This is a genomic window from Asanoa sp. NPDC049475, from assembly GCF_040676915.1.
In the GTDB taxonomy this organism is placed as follows: Bacteria; Actinomycetota; Actinomycetes; order Mycobacteriales; family Micromonosporaceae; genus Asanoa.
The window spans coordinates 565,921-578,558 of the sequence record NZ_JBFAPY010000002.1; the positions used below are offsets into that span (position 1 = coordinate 565,921).

At 71.2% G+C, this 12,638-nt stretch carries 12 protein-coding genes; 11 read left to right on the forward strand and 1 reads right to left on the reverse strand.

Going from position 1 to position 12,638, the window contains the following annotated elements:
- Nucleotides 1-28: 28 nt before the first annotated feature.
- From AB0J88_RS08820 to AB0J88_RS08835, 4 genes are read left to right on the forward strand one after another with little or no spacing between them, the layout of a single operon-like run.
- Complete coding sequence (locus AB0J88_RS08820) at nt 29-1,285, forward strand: sugar ABC transporter substrate-binding protein (RefSeq protein ID WP_364346893.1); 1,257 nt, start codon at nt 29-31, stop codon at nt 1,283-1,285.
- The gene (locus AB0J88_RS08825) at nt 1,282-2,211 is read left to right on the forward strand and encodes a sugar ABC transporter permease (RefSeq protein ID WP_364346891.1); all 930 of its coding nucleotides are present in this window, start codon (nt 1,282-1,284) and stop codon (nt 2,209-2,211) included. The genes AB0J88_RS08820 and AB0J88_RS08825 overlap by 4 nt, the downstream gene beginning before the upstream one ends.
- On the forward strand, nt 2,204-3,028 hold the full coding sequence (locus AB0J88_RS08830; RefSeq protein WP_364346889.1) for a carbohydrate ABC transporter permease: 825 nt from the start codon (nt 2,204-2,206) through the stop codon (nt 3,026-3,028). The genes AB0J88_RS08825 and AB0J88_RS08830 overlap by 8 nt, the downstream gene beginning before the upstream one ends.
- Complete coding sequence (locus tag AB0J88_RS08835) at nt 3,025-5,148, forward strand: alpha-galactosidase (RefSeq protein ID WP_364346887.1); 2,124 nt, start codon at nt 3,025-3,027, stop codon at nt 5,146-5,148. The genes AB0J88_RS08830 and AB0J88_RS08835 overlap by 4 nt, the downstream gene beginning before the upstream one ends.
- A 1-nt stretch (nt 5,149) precedes the next feature.
- Here the strand turns inward: AB0J88_RS08835 and AB0J88_RS08840 are convergent, their stop codons facing one another.
- Nucleotides 5,150-6,013: an AraC family transcriptional regulator gene (locus AB0J88_RS08840; protein ID WP_364346885.1), complete on the reverse strand. Its 864-nt coding sequence runs from the start codon at nt 6,011-6,013 to the stop codon at nt 5,150-5,152.
- Nucleotides 6,014-6,114: 101 nt separating this feature from the next.
- On the opposite strand from AB0J88_RS08840, the gene AB0J88_RS08845 reads away from it, so the two are divergent.
- From AB0J88_RS08845 to AB0J88_RS08875, 7 genes are all read left to right on the forward strand, one after another.
- On the forward strand, nt 6,115-6,834 hold the full coding sequence (locus AB0J88_RS08845; protein WP_364346883.1) for an SDR family oxidoreductase: 720 nt from the start codon (nt 6,115-6,117) through the stop codon (nt 6,832-6,834).
- Entirely contained in the window at nt 6,831-7,988 is a 1,158-nt protein-coding gene (gene dgoD, locus AB0J88_RS08850; protein WP_364346881.1) for a galactonate dehydratase, read from the forward strand. Before AB0J88_RS08845 ends, dgoD begins: the two co-directional genes overlap by 4 nt.
- Entirely contained in the window at nt 7,982-8,803 is an 822-nt protein-coding gene (locus tag AB0J88_RS08855; protein ID WP_364346879.1) for a hypothetical protein, read from the forward strand. Before dgoD ends, AB0J88_RS08855 begins: the two co-directional genes overlap by 7 nt.
- Nucleotides 8,803-9,420 (forward strand): bifunctional 4-hydroxy-2-oxoglutarate aldolase/2-dehydro-3-deoxy-phosphogluconate aldolase, encoded by a 618-nt coding sequence (locus tag AB0J88_RS08860; RefSeq protein ID WP_364346877.1) that lies wholly within the window; start codon nt 8,803-8,805, stop codon nt 9,418-9,420. The genes AB0J88_RS08855 and AB0J88_RS08860 overlap by 1 nt, the downstream gene beginning before the upstream one ends.
- Nucleotides 9,417-10,352: a sugar kinase gene (locus AB0J88_RS08865; RefSeq protein WP_364346875.1), complete on the forward strand. Its 936-nt coding sequence runs from the start codon at nt 9,417-9,419 to the stop codon at nt 10,350-10,352. The genes AB0J88_RS08860 and AB0J88_RS08865 overlap by 4 nt, the downstream gene beginning before the upstream one ends.
- A gap of 226 nt (nt 10,353-10,578) precedes the next feature.
- The gene (locus AB0J88_RS08870) at nt 10,579-12,462 is read left to right on the forward strand and encodes a Xaa-Pro dipeptidyl-peptidase (protein ID WP_364346873.1); all 1,884 of its coding nucleotides are present in this window, start codon (nt 10,579-10,581) and stop codon (nt 12,460-12,462) included.
- 11 nt (nt 12,463-12,473) lie between these two features.
- Nucleotides 12,474-12,626 (forward strand): hypothetical protein, encoded by a 153-nt coding sequence (locus AB0J88_RS08875; RefSeq protein ID WP_364346871.1) that lies wholly within the window; start codon nt 12,474-12,476, stop codon nt 12,624-12,626.
- The last annotated feature ends 12 nt before the right edge of the window (nt 12,627-12,638 follow it).

Genomic DNA, 12,638 nt, shown 5'->3' on the forward strand with positions numbered 1-12,638 from the left:
CCCTTCCCCCGTTAATCAGAGGAGCACCATGAAACGTAGGTGGATCGCGGCCTCGGCCCTGGTCGCGGCAATAACCCTGCTCACCGCCTGCTCGGGCGGGTCCGGCGAAGCGTCGGGTGAGAAGGTCACGCTCACGTACGCGAACTGGAGCGAGGACCAGACTCCCGCGATGCAGCAGATCGCCGACGAGTTCCAGAAGGCGAACCCGGACATCACAATCAAGATCCAGACGCTGCCATGGACGGAGTACTGGACGACGCTGCAGGTCGGTGCCGCCGGCGGCACCGCGCCGGACGCCTTCTGGATGCTCGCCGACCACTTCCGCGAGTACGCCAAGGGCGGCCAGCTGGTCGACATGTCCGACACCGTGAAGTCGAACAACATCGACCTGGGCGTGTACCCCAAGGCCGTCTCGGACTCCTACACGTACGAGGGGAAGCTCTTCGCCCTGCCGAAGGACTTCGACACCAACGGCATCTGGTACAACAAGGCGTTGTTCGACGCCGCGGGTGTGAAGTACCCGGACGACACCTGGACCTGGCAGGACGCGCAGGACGCGGCGAGGAAGCTGACCGACCCGGCCAAGGGCGTGTTCGGCATCGCGGCGCCGATCGACGCGCAGGGCGGCTTCTACAACACGATCCTGCAGGCGGGCGGCTCCATCATCAACGCCGACGGCACCGCGTCGGACTTCGGCAGCCCGGCGGGCGTCGAGGGCCTGAGGTTCTGGACCGACCTCCAGGCCGCCAAGGCGTCGCCGACGCTGGAGCAGCTCTCGGACACCGAGGCCGTCTCCATGTTCGAGAACCAGAAGGTCGCCATGTACTTCTCGGGTGCCTACTGGGCGCTGCGGTTCCACAACAACGCGGCGCTGAAGGGCAAGGTCGACGTCGCCCCGCTGCCGCAGGGCGTCAAGCGCGCCACCGTCACCAGCGGCATCGGCAACGCGGGCTACGCCGGCAGCAAGCACCCGGAGCAGCTCAAGAAGTTCCTCGCCTTCCTCGGCGGGTCGAAGGCCGCCGAGATCCAGGCGGCCACCGGCACCGTGCTTCCCGCCTACAAGGGCACGCAGCAGCCGTGGCTCGACTCGATGCCGGAGTACAAGCTCCAGGTCTTCATCGACGCCATCGACTACAGCGTGCCGCTGCCCGTCGCGGGCAACGCGTCCGAGTGGCAGGGTCTCGCCACCCAGTACCTCGGCCCGGCGTGGAGCGGTAAGAAGCCCGTGGCGGACGCGGCCAAGGAGTACCAGGCCGCCGTCGACCAGGTGCTCGCCAAGAAATGACGTCCTCGGCAACGAAGCTTCCGCGGCGGCCGTCCGGCCGCCGCGGGGGCGTTTCCACTCCCAGCGGGTGGTGGGCGCTGGCCTTCATCGCCCCGGCGACGATCGGCCTGGTGCTCCTCTACGTGTGGCCGTTCCTGCGCACGGTCGTCGACAGCTTCCAGGACGTGCCGGCGTTCGGGGACGCGACCTGGGTCGGGACCGACAACTACACGGCCCTGTTCCACGACCCGGAGTTCTGGAAGGCGTTCGGGAACTCGGCGCTCTACACCGCGATCGTCCTGCTCGGCGTGCCGGTCGCCATCGCCCTGGCCGCGTTGATCGAGCAGGTCGGGCGGGGACGCGCGGTCTACCGCGTGCTCTTCTTCCTGCCGGTGGTCACCCTGCCCGTCGCGATCGGCATGGTCTGGCGCTTCATCTACAACGGCGACTTCGGGCTCCTCAACACCGTGCTGTCCTGGTTCGGCGTCGACGGCCAGTTCTGGGTGGCCGACCCGCGGTTCACGATCTACGCGTTCGGCGTGGTCGGCATCTGGATGGGCCTCGGCATCAACCTGATCATCCTGGGTGCGGGCCTTTCGGCCATTCCCAAGGCCGTGTACGAGGCGTCCGCATTGGACGGTGCCGGCCGGGTCCGCCAGTTCTTCCGGATCACCGTGCCGCTGCTGAGCCCGAGCATCTTCTTCGTCACCGTGCTGACCGTGATCGGCGCGCTGCAGATGTTCGACCTGAACTTCATCATGCTGCGCGGCGTGAACAACACGGCGCTGGCCGACTCGAAGACCATCGTCTACCTGTTCTACGAGAAGGCGTTCGTCCAGTTCCACCAGGGCTACGGCGCCGCCATCGCGGTGGTGCTCCTGCTCGTCATCATGATCGCGACGGCGCTCCAGTTCCGTCTGCAGAGATCCTGGGTCTTCTATGACTAAGCCCACCGCCCGGCGCTGGCACATCCATCTCTTCCTCGCCGCCGCGGCCGCCTTCATGGTGGTGCCGTTCGTCTGGCAGCTCCTCACGGTGTTCAAGTCGACCGCCGAGGTGACCCGGATCCCGCCGACGATCCTGCCGCACGGCTACAGCCTGCACTCGTTCGAGACGTTCTTCTCGACGGTGCCGTTCTGGTCGATGTTCGCGGTCTCCACCGGCGCCCTCGTGCTGCGGGTCGGCGGGCAGATCATCGTCGCCGCGCTCGCCGGGTACGCGTTCGCGCGCATCCCGTTCCGCGGCCGCGGCATTCTCCACGGCCTGTTCCTGGCCATGCTGATGGTGCCGAGCCAGCTGTTCCTGATCGGCCAGTACGGACTCGTCCGCGACCTGAAGCTGCTCGACACCCTGCCGGCCCTGGCCATCCCCGGCCTGTTCTCCGCGTTCGGCACGTTCCTGATGCGGCAGGCCTTCCTGAGCATGCCCAACGACTACGAGGAGGCGGCGCGGCTCGACGGTGCCAACCCGTTCCAGGTCTTCTGGCACATCATGCTGCCGATGGCCCGGCCGACCGTCGCCGCGCTCGCCGTGCTCACCGGCCTCTACTCCTGGAACGACCTGCTCTGGCCGCTCATCGTCTCGCCGGCGGGGGAGAACCGGCCGCTGTCGGTGGGTCTCGCGGGCCTCCAGGGCCAGTTCGGCACGGACTATCCGACGCTCATGGCGGGAGCGTTCGTCTGCTCGATCCCGCTGATCACCGTCTTTCTCGTTCTCCAACGACAGTTCTTCGCGGGCATCGCGGGAAGTGGGATCAAGGGATGACAGACACCATCCACCTGCGGGCGGGCGGCACCAGCCTGGTCGTCGCCGTCGACGGCGGCCGGCTGCCGCGCATCCTGCACTGGGGGCACGACCTCGGCGCGCTCGACGACCGCGCCCTGGACGACGTGCGACGGTCGGCGCTACCCGCCATCGGGGACAGCGCCGTGACCTACCCGCAGCCGGTGCCGGTGCTGCCGCAGCTCGCGGAGGGCTGGCTCGGCCGCCCCGGCCTGGTCGCCGACAGCGACGGGCGCCGCTGGGCACCGAAGTTCCGGGACGCGACCGCGCGGGTCGACGAGACGCCCGACGGGCCGGTGCTGGTGAGCTCGGCCCAGGACTCCGAGTACGGCCTCACCCTGGAGCTCGAGCTCCAGGTGCTCGCGGCCAGCGGGCTCGTGCGGCAGCGCGCCGTGGTCACCAACGCGGCGGGGGCGGCGTACCGGATCGGCGGTCTCGAACTGGCCCTCCCGGTGCCGTCGGACGCGACCGAGATCCTCGACCTGACCGGCCGCTGGGCGCTGGAGCGGGTGCCGCAGCGCCGTCCGTTCCACGTGGGGGAGTGGGTCCGGACCTCGCGCGGCGGCAAGCCCGGGCTGGAGCACACGCTGCTGCTGGCCGCGGGCGAAGCCGGGTTCGGCTTCCGGCACGGGCTGGTGTGGGCGACCCACCTCGCGTGGAGCGGCAACCAGGTGCTCGCCGCCGAGCGGACACCGGCGGGCACGCGCCACCTGAGCGCGGGCGAGGTGCTGCTGCCGTCCGAGGTCGTGCTCCAGGCCGGCGAGGCCTACCGCAGCCCCTGGCAGTACGGATCGTGGGGCGTCGGACTGGACGACCTCGCGGCGCGGTTCCACCGGCACCTCCGGCGGAACCCTCGCTCGCCTCGCCCGGTCGTGCTGAACACGTGGGAGGCGGTCTACTTCGACCACGACCTCGACACGTTGACAGCCCTGGCCGAACGCGGCGCGGAGGCCGGCGCCGAGCGGTTCGTGCTGGACGACGGCTGGTTCCTCGGCCGGCGCGACGACACCACGTCGCTGGGTGACTGGACGGTCGACCCGGCCGTGTGGCCTGCCGGGTTGCAACCCCTGGTCGCCCGGGTACGCGAGCTCGGCATGGACTTCGGGCTCTGGTTCGAGCCGGAGATGGTCAACCTCGACTCGGACCTGGCCCGCGAGCATCCAGAGTGGATATTCGACGCCGGGCACGGTGCCGGCTTGCCCTCGCGCCACCAGCACGTGCTCGACCTCGGGCACCCAGGCGCGTACGCCCACGTGTTCGAGCGGACGAGTGAGCTGGTCGGGGCGCTCGGCATCGACTACATCAAGTGGGACCACAACCGCTACCTGCTCGACGCCGGCCACACGCCTGACGGCCGGCCGGGGGTGCGGACCCAGGTCGAGCAGGCGTACCGGTTGATGGCGGAGCTCAAGGCGGCCCATCCGGGACTGGAGATCGAGTCGTGCGCCAGCGGTGGCGGGCGGATCGACCTCGGCGTCCTAGAGCTCACCGACCGGGTCTGGCCGAGCGACTGCAACGACCCGCACGAGCGCCTGGAGATCCAGCGCTGGACCGCGCTGCTGGTCCCGCCGGAGATGCAGGGCACCCACCTAGGGGCTGAGGAGTCGCACACCACCCACCGGACGCATCCGCTGGACTATCGGGCCGAGAAGGCGCTGTGGGGTCATCTCGGCATCGAGGTCAACCTGCTCACCGCCGACGACGAGACCCGCGCCGCGATCGCGAGGTGGGTCGCCTTCCACAAGCGGCACCGCTCTCTCCTGCATTCGGGTGACGTCGTCCACGCCGACCTGCCCGACGCCGCGCTGCGCCTCGAGGGCGTCGTGGCGGCCGACCGGGGCGAGGCGCTCTACGCGTTCAGCGTGGTCGAGCGGCCGTCGACCTGGCCGCCCGGGCGGATCCGCCTGCCGGGCCTCGACGACGACCGGTCGTACGCCGTGGAGGCCGTCTACCCGGGCTCCGCACCCGCGGCCGGCACCGTGCTGCCGCCGTGGCAGCGCGACGGCGTGGTGCTGCCCGGCCGGGTGCTGCGGTTGGTCGGCGTCGAGGCGCCGTCCCTGGACGTCGACCGCTCGGTGCTGTTGCACCTGGTCGCCAGGTAGGTCAGCCCTTCGCGCGGTTGCGGTATTCGCTGGGGCTGGCCTCGTGCATCCGCTTGAAGTGACGCGAGAAGTAGAACGGGTCCGGGTAGCCGACCTCGCGGGCGATCGCGGCCACGGTCGCGTCCGTCGTGTCGAGCAGGTTGCGGGCCTGGGCCATCCGGAGGGCGGTGTGGTGGGCGAGCACACCGCCCCCGGTCGCGTGGCGGAACAGCGCGCTGAGGTGGGAGGGCGAGACGCCGACGAGCGACGCCAGGTCGGCCACCCGCACGGTGCTGTCCAGGCGCTCGGCCAGGTAGGCCAGCGCGCGCTGAAGCGGGTCTCCGGGCTGGGGCATCGCGCGGTCGACCACGATCTGCGTGAGGAGCTTCCAGGCTGCCCCGGCCGCGCCGGTCAGGCTCGCCGGCGAGTGGTCCCGCTCCAGGGTGGTCACGATCTCGTCGAGCATGGCGACCGCGCGGTCGAGCCGCCGGATGGGCACCACCGGCCTGGCCGCGCTCGCGCCGATCTCGTCGATCAGCTCGGGGAGGTCGGTGCCGCGCAGGTGACACCACCAGATTGTCCAGGGATTGCCCGCCGAGGCGCCGTATGCGTGTGGCGTCCCGCTGGGGACCACCAGCGCCATGCTCGCCCCGACGCGGTGTCGCTCGCCCGCGACGTTGGCCCAGCCGGTGCCCGCCGCGCACACGATGAGGACCGACTCCTGGATGCCGGAAGGCCGCTCCATCAGGTGATCCGCTGCAGCGGGATAGTAGCCGGTGTCCGTCACCATCAGCCGCCGGGTCACCGGTCGGGCGCCGGTCTCGACCACTACGCGGCGCGGCACGACGGTCAGTCGCTGGTTGCGGAACCCCTCCTGGATCGGCATCGGCCCAGTATTGGCAAACGCCATCGGATTGTCCAGGTAGAGGCGAGCATCCGCCATTCCGCACGCGGCCGCGCGCGGGTTGACTTCGCGGTGTGGGAAACATGTTGTCCGGAAAGGTCGCGGTGGTGACCGGCGCGGCCTCCGGCATCGGCGCCGCGGTCGTCGAACGGTTCGTGGCCGAGGACGCGCGGGTGATCGCCGTGGATGTGGCCGACCGGCTCCCCGACCGCGCCGGCGTCCTGGCGATCACCGGAGACGTCGCGGACGCCGCGACCTGGCGACGGGTCGCCGACACGGCGCGCGGCGAGTTCGGGCGGCTGGACGTGCTGCACAGCAACGCGAGCGTCTCGGTGCGGGCCGCGGCCCACGAGCTGCCGGAGGAGAGTTGGGACCGGCAGATCGCGGTCAACCTCAAGGCGACCTACCTGGCGATGCGCGAGTGCGTCGGGCTCCTCGGTGAGGCCAGGGGCGCCGTCGTGTTGAGCTCCTCCGTGCACGCCCTGGCCGGGCTGCCCGGGCATCCCGCCTACGCCGCGGCCAAGGGCGGCCTGGTGGCGCTGGGCCGCCAGCTCGCGGTGGAGTACGGGCCGCACGTGCGGGTCAACACCGTCCTGCCCGGACCGATTCTCACCTCGGCCTGGGACGGCGTCAGTGAGGCCGACCGCCGGCGCAGCGTTGCCGCCACCGCGGCCGCGCGGTTCGGTCGGCCCGAGGAGGTGGCCGCCGCGGTGACGTTCCTGGCCGGCGACGAGAGCTCGTACATCACGGGCGCGTGCCTCGTGGTCGACGGCGGATGGACGGCCGTGAAGGACTCCGCGTGAGCGTCGCCGGCCGGATCGTCAGCGTCGAGACGTTCGTCGTGCCGCCGCGCTGGCTGTTCTGCCGCGTCGAGACCGACCAGGGCGTCGTCGGCTGGGGTGAGCCCGTTGTGGAGGGTCGGGCCGAGGCCGTGCGCGCGACCGTCTCGGTGCTGGCCGAGTACCTGATCGGTCAGGATCCGCTGCGCATCGAGGACCACTGGCAGGTCATGGCCAAGGGCGGCTTCTACCGGGGCGGGCCGGTGCTGTCGAGTGCCCTGGCCGGCCTCGACCAGGCGTTGTGGGACATCGCGGGCAAGGCGTACGGGGTCCCGGTCCACGCGCTGCTCGGCGGCCCGGTCCGCGACCGGGTCCGCATGTACGCGTGGGTCGGCGGCGACGACCCGAGCCAGCTGGCCGAGAACGTCGGCGCCCGGATCGAGCAGGGCTTCACGGCGGTCAAGATGAACGCCACCGGCCGCATGCCCGCACTGGCGAGCGCCGCCGACATCGCCGCTGTGGTCGATCGGGTCGCGTTGGCCCGGGAGGTGCTCGGCCCGACCCGCGACGTCGCGGTCGACTTCCACGGCCGCGTCGGCGCGGCGGACGCCCGGCGGATCCTGCCGCTCATCGCGCCGTTCCAGCCGATGTTCGCGGAGGAACCGGTCCTGCCGGACCGGCACCACCTGCTGCGCGATGTCGTGACCGCGAGCGCGGTGCCGGTCGCCACGGGGGAGCGGCTGTATTCGCGATGGGACTTCCGTCCGGCCCTGGAGGCCGGGGTGGCGGTGGTGCAGCCCGACCTGTCCCACGCGGGCGGCATCTCGGAGACCCGCCGTATCGCCACCCTCGCGGAGGTGTGGGACGCCAAGCTGGCCCCGCACTGCCCGCTCGGCCCGATCGCTCTGGCGGCCAGCCTCCAGGTCGCGTTCGCGACGCCGAACTTCCTGATCCAGGAGCATTCGATCGGCATCCACTACAACGAGGGCGCCGACCTGCTCGACTATGTGGCCGACACGAGCGTCTTCGCGTTCACTGACGGGCATGTCTGTTTGCCGACGGCGCCCGGGCTGGGCGTCGAGATCGACGAGGCCGCGGTGAGGCGGGCGGACCGGACGGGACACGCGTGGCGCAACCCGGTCTGGCGGCACGACGACGGTGGGTTCGCCGAATGGTGACGATCCCCTTGGTCCCGCGCTTCGACCTGGCCCAGGGTGGTCGCTGGACCTCCCTGGCCGGCGGCGGCCGCGAGTGGCTGTGGTCCCGTACCGACCCCGCGCGGTCCACGGTGCGGCCAGGAGCGTCCTTCGTGGATGCCGGTGGTCTCGAGGAATGCCTTCCGACGGTCCGCGGGCTGCCCGACCATGGCGACGTGTGGAGCCGTCCGTGGACCGGGTCCGCCGCCTGCTCCCGGGTGTCGTGCGACGACTTCGAGCTGTCGCGCGCCGTCGCGGGCGAGGCCGGTGCGGTCGTCGCGACCTACCGGCTGTCCGCGGACCCGGGCTACCGCTTCGTCTGGGCCGCCCACGCGCTGCTCGACCTCAGCTCGCGGGCACGGATCGTGGCACCTGACGGCACCGTGGCACGGCTCTATCCCGAAGCGGCGCCGCTGCTCCCGGGCGCCTGGCCGGCCGGTGCCGCCTACCTGGACAGCTCGTGGCCGGCGCCGCACGGCTTGGAGCTCGACCAGCTCGGCGTCGAGGACGGCACCGCCGTGGGCGCCGTGCTGTTGTGCGCGGCCGCGCGGGTGGTCGACCGGGCCGACGCGCTCGACCTGCGGGTGGAGGCACCGTCGGACGTCCCGGTGGCCACCGCCCTGTGGCGCAACCTCGGCGGCTTTCCCGAAGGCTCGCCATACCGCAGCATCGGCGTCGAACCCATGCTCGGCACCGTGTTCGACCTCGCCCAAGCCGGTCCCGACGACGCGGCGACGGTGCCGGCGTCGGGCGAACTGACCTGGCGGCTCGTGCTGGCCGCGGAACGGATGGAGTGATGGAGCGTTTCCTGGAGACGTTGGCGGACCGCCGGCTGCTGGCGATCGTCCGAGGGCCGGACTCGCGCGCGGCCGTGCGTACCGTGATGACGTTGTTCGAAGAGGGTGTCGACCTGGTCGAGGTCTCGCTGGTGACCCGGGACGCGTTGACGGTTCTCCGCGACGTGCGCGCCGCGCTGGGCGGAAACGTCAACCTCGGTGCCGGCACGGTCGTCACCGCGAACGACGCCCACGCCGCGGCCGAGGCCGGCGCCTCGTTCCTGGTCACTCCGGCCGTGAGCGAGGCGGTGTCGGCGGGGCACGCGCTGGGCCTGCCCGTCCTGGCCGGCGCGCTCACCCCGACCGAGGTGGTGGCCGCGCTCGATGCCGGGGCCACCGCGGTCAAGCTGTTCCCGGCCTCGCTCGGCGGGGTGCGTCACCTGCGCGCGCTGCGCGACCCGTTCCCGTCGGTGCCGTTCGTGCCTGTCGGTGGGGTCGGGGTCGCCGAGGCGAAGGACTACCTGGCCGCCGGCGCGGTGGCGGTCGGGGTCGGCTCGCCGCTGGTGGGCGACGCCGCCGCCGGTGGGAGCCTCGACGACCTGCGCGGCCGGATCCGGGACTTCCGGGCGGCGCTGTGAGCGACGTCGTCACCTTCGGCGAGACGATGGCGGCCCTGCGGGCGGACGGACCGATCCGGCTCGGCGGGACGATGCGGCTGTCGGTCGCCGGTGCCGAGTCCAACGTCGCGATCGGGCTGGCCCGGCTGGGTCACCAGGTTCGCTGGGCCGGTCTGGTCGGAGGAGACGAGACCGGTGAGCTCGTGCTGCGTACGCTGCGGGCCGAGGGGGTCGACGTCGGGCACGCGCGGGTTGACGAGCGAGGGCCGACCGGGCTCATCCTGTTCGAGCGCCGGCTCGGCGACGTCGTCCTGGTCACCTACCATCGAGCGGGTTCCGCGGCGTCGTTCCTGTCGGCCGAGGACGTCCTGCCCGCCCTGGATCCAGCCCCTCGGCTGGTGCACGTCACCGGCATCACCCCGGCCCTCGGCCCTGGACCCGCGTCGGCGGTGCGTGCGGCCGCTCTGAGCGGCGTGCGGGTCTGCCTCGACGTCAACTACCGAAGCCGCCTGTGGGACCGCGAACAGGCTGCCGCCGCTTTGCGTCCGTTGGTGCCGTCGCTGTCGGTGGTCGTCGCGTCCGACGACGAGTTGGAGCTTGTCGCGCCACGCTCGGCCACCACCGAGCGCGACCGGGTTTCGGCGCTGCTCGACGCGGGGGTGGCCGAGGTGGTCGTCAAGCGCGGTTCGGACGGGGCGACCGGCCACACCGCGCAGGCGAGCGTCGACATGCCGGCCCGGCGCGTCCCCGTCGTCGACGTGGTCGGAGCCGGAGACGCCTTCGTCGCGGGCTACCTGTCGGGCGTGCTCGACGACCTGGACCTGGCGGGCCGCCTCGACCGCGCGGTGAGCACGGGAGCGTTCGCCGTGGCCTCACCGGGCGACTGGGAAGGGCTGCCGACGCGGTCCGAGCTCGACCTGCTCGAGGGCGGGCCGGAGTCCACAGTGCGCTAGCGCCCTCTTCCACGAACGGCGGAGAACCGTGCGGTCTGTCGCGGTACGAGTACGGAGAGGAGCAGGTGTACCGCCTCTACGTGTACCGGTTGTAGCCCACGACCGTGATCATCTTCATTTGTCGTAGGACGAGCCAAACGCGAGAACGGGCCTAACATGGCCAGTGGATCATCGTGATCCACCACCGCCGATACCCTCGGTGAGCCCCTCTCGAACGGAGACGTTCATGCGCAGACCTCACAGTCTGGCTTTCCTCGGCGTCGTGATATCCGGCACGCTGGTCGCGGCCGCCGCCTCTCCGGCAGCGGCCGGACCGGCCGCCGGCACCCCGTCCCCCCACATCGTCGTCACGGACGGGATGACCCAGCCGGTCTTCTCGCTCGCCGACGCGATCGAGGAGCGGGTCTACGTGCAGACCCCGACGGACACCGACCACGACGGCAACCTCGACAAGGTCGCGATCGACATCTCCCGCCCGAGGGAGACCGCCACCGAGGGCTTCAAGGTGCCGGTCATCTTCGAGCACAGCCCGTACCGCAAGGACACCTGGGACGACGTGCCGTACCCGAGCGTGCTCGTCGACGACCTGCCGCAGAACGGCCAGTCGAGCCGGTCGCGCGCCCTCGCCGGACCGACCGCCAACCCCAACGCGGCGGCCAAGGCCAACCTGCCCGGCTCGCTCGACGACTACTACGTGCCCCGCGGCTACGCCGTGGTGCTCGGCCAGAGCGTCGGCACCGCCGACTCGGACGGCTGCCCGACCAGCGGCGACCAGGCCGAGACCCTCGGCACCAAGGCCGTCATCGACTGGCTCAACGGCCGGGCCAAGGCGTTCGACGCCTCCGGCGCGCCGGTCCAGGCCACCTGGACCACCGGAGCGGTCGGCATGACCGGCGTCTCCTACAACGGGACGCTGCCCAACCAGGTCGCCACCACCGGCGTCAAGGGCCTCAAGACGATCGTCCCGGTCTCCGCGATCAGCAGCTGGTACGACTACTACCGGGCCAACGGCCTCGTCGTGGCCCCGGGTACGTTCCAGGGCGAGGACCTGGACATCCTGGCGCAGTACACGGCCGGGCAGACCCGGGCCGAGGGCACGTGCCTCGACGAGCTCGCGAACATCACCCAGGAGCAGGACCGGGTCACCGGCGACTACTCCAAGTTCTGGGAGGACCGTGACTACCGCGACGCCAGCGACGTGAAGGCCAGCGTCTTCGTCGTGCACGGCCTGAACGACTGGAACGTCAAGACCGAGAACTTCGCGGGCTGGTGGGACGAGCTGGCCAAGAACGACGTCCCCCGCAAGATCTGGCTGCACCAGGGCGGCCACGGCGGCCCGGGCAACAGCGCGGCGGTGACGCTGCCGAGCGGGCAGACCTGGACGTACAAGCAGACCGAGAACCGCTGGTTCGACTTCTGGCTGTGGAACGTCCAGAACGGCATCATGGACGAGCCGACGGCCGTGGTGCAGCGCGAGGACCGCAACTACACGACGTACGCCAACTGGCCGGACAAGGCCGCCAAGGAGGTCGCACTCCGCTTCGCCGCGACCGACTCCGCGGGGACCGGCACGCTGACGACCGGCAAGGCGCCGAAGGGCAAGGTCGAGCAAAGCTTCGTCGACGAGGGCCGCACGATCGCCCCGCCTACGCTGGTGGCCGGCCCGGAAACGGCGAGCCCGAACCGACTCGCCTACCTGTCGCCGGCACTCGACCAGAGCGTTCGCATCTCCGGCCGCCCCGAGATGCGCCTGAAGATGGCGATCGAGAACAAGCCGGACGCGAACCTGACCACCTACCTGGTCGACTACGGCCAGGCGGGCTCGACCGCCGCGCCGGTCGTGGTCACCCGCGGCTGGATGGACCCCCAGAACCGCAAGAGCGTGTCGCGCAGCGAGAAGCTCAAGCAGGGCAAGATGTACGACTTCACGTGGACGCTCGAGCCGAAGGACTACATCTTCCAGCCGGGCCACCGCATCGGCGTGGTGGTCTTCTCCAGCGACCAGGACTACACCCTGCTCCCGCTGGGCGGCACCGAGCTGACGGTGGCACCGAACGAGAGTGAGCTCCGCCTGCCGGTGGTCGGCGGCAAGGACGCGCTCAACTTCTGAGGTTCGATCGGGTGCCCGGGGTCACCACGACCCGGGCACCCGCCGTACCCCGCAAGGTTAGCTACAACTCCGCCGGCAACCGGTGGTACTCGGTCCGGTACACGGGCGAGTACGAGGTGTACCGCGGGATGATGTACTGCGCGAACCTCACCGCCGGCTGCTGACGAACGGCGGGG

Bases quoted from the DNA above. Each gene is read 5' to 3' on its own strand.
- AB0J88_RS08820 (WP_364346893.1), top strand. From the start codon at position 29: ATGAAACGTAGGTGGATCGCGGCCTCGGCCCTGGTCGCGGCAATAACC.
- AB0J88_RS08825 (WP_364346891.1), top strand. From the start codon at position 1,282: ATGACGTCCTCGGCAACGAAGCTTCCGCGGCGGCCGTCCGGCCGCCGC.
- AB0J88_RS08830 (WP_364346889.1), top strand. From the start codon at position 2,204: ATGACTAAGCCCACCGCCCGGCGCTGGCACATCCATCTCTTCCTCGCC.
- AB0J88_RS08835 (WP_364346887.1), top strand. From the start codon at position 3,025: ATGACAGACACCATCCACCTGCGGGCGGGCGGCACCAGCCTGGTCGTC.
- AB0J88_RS08840 (WP_364346885.1), bottom strand. From the start codon at position 6,013: ATGCCGATCCAGGAGGGGTTCCGCAACCAGCGACTGACCGTCGTGCCG.
- AB0J88_RS08845 (WP_364346883.1), top strand. From the start codon at position 6,115: ATGTTGTCCGGAAAGGTCGCGGTGGTGACCGGCGCGGCCTCCGGCATC.
- AB0J88_RS08855 (WP_364346879.1), top strand. From the start codon at position 7,982: ATGGTGACGATCCCCTTGGTCCCGCGCTTCGACCTGGCCCAGGGTGGT.
- AB0J88_RS08860 (WP_364346877.1), top strand. From the start codon at position 8,803: ATGGAGCGTTTCCTGGAGACGTTGGCGGACCGCCGGCTGCTGGCGATC.
- AB0J88_RS08870 (WP_364346873.1), top strand. From the start codon at position 10,579: ATGCGCAGACCTCACAGTCTGGCTTTCCTCGGCGTCGTGATATCCGGC.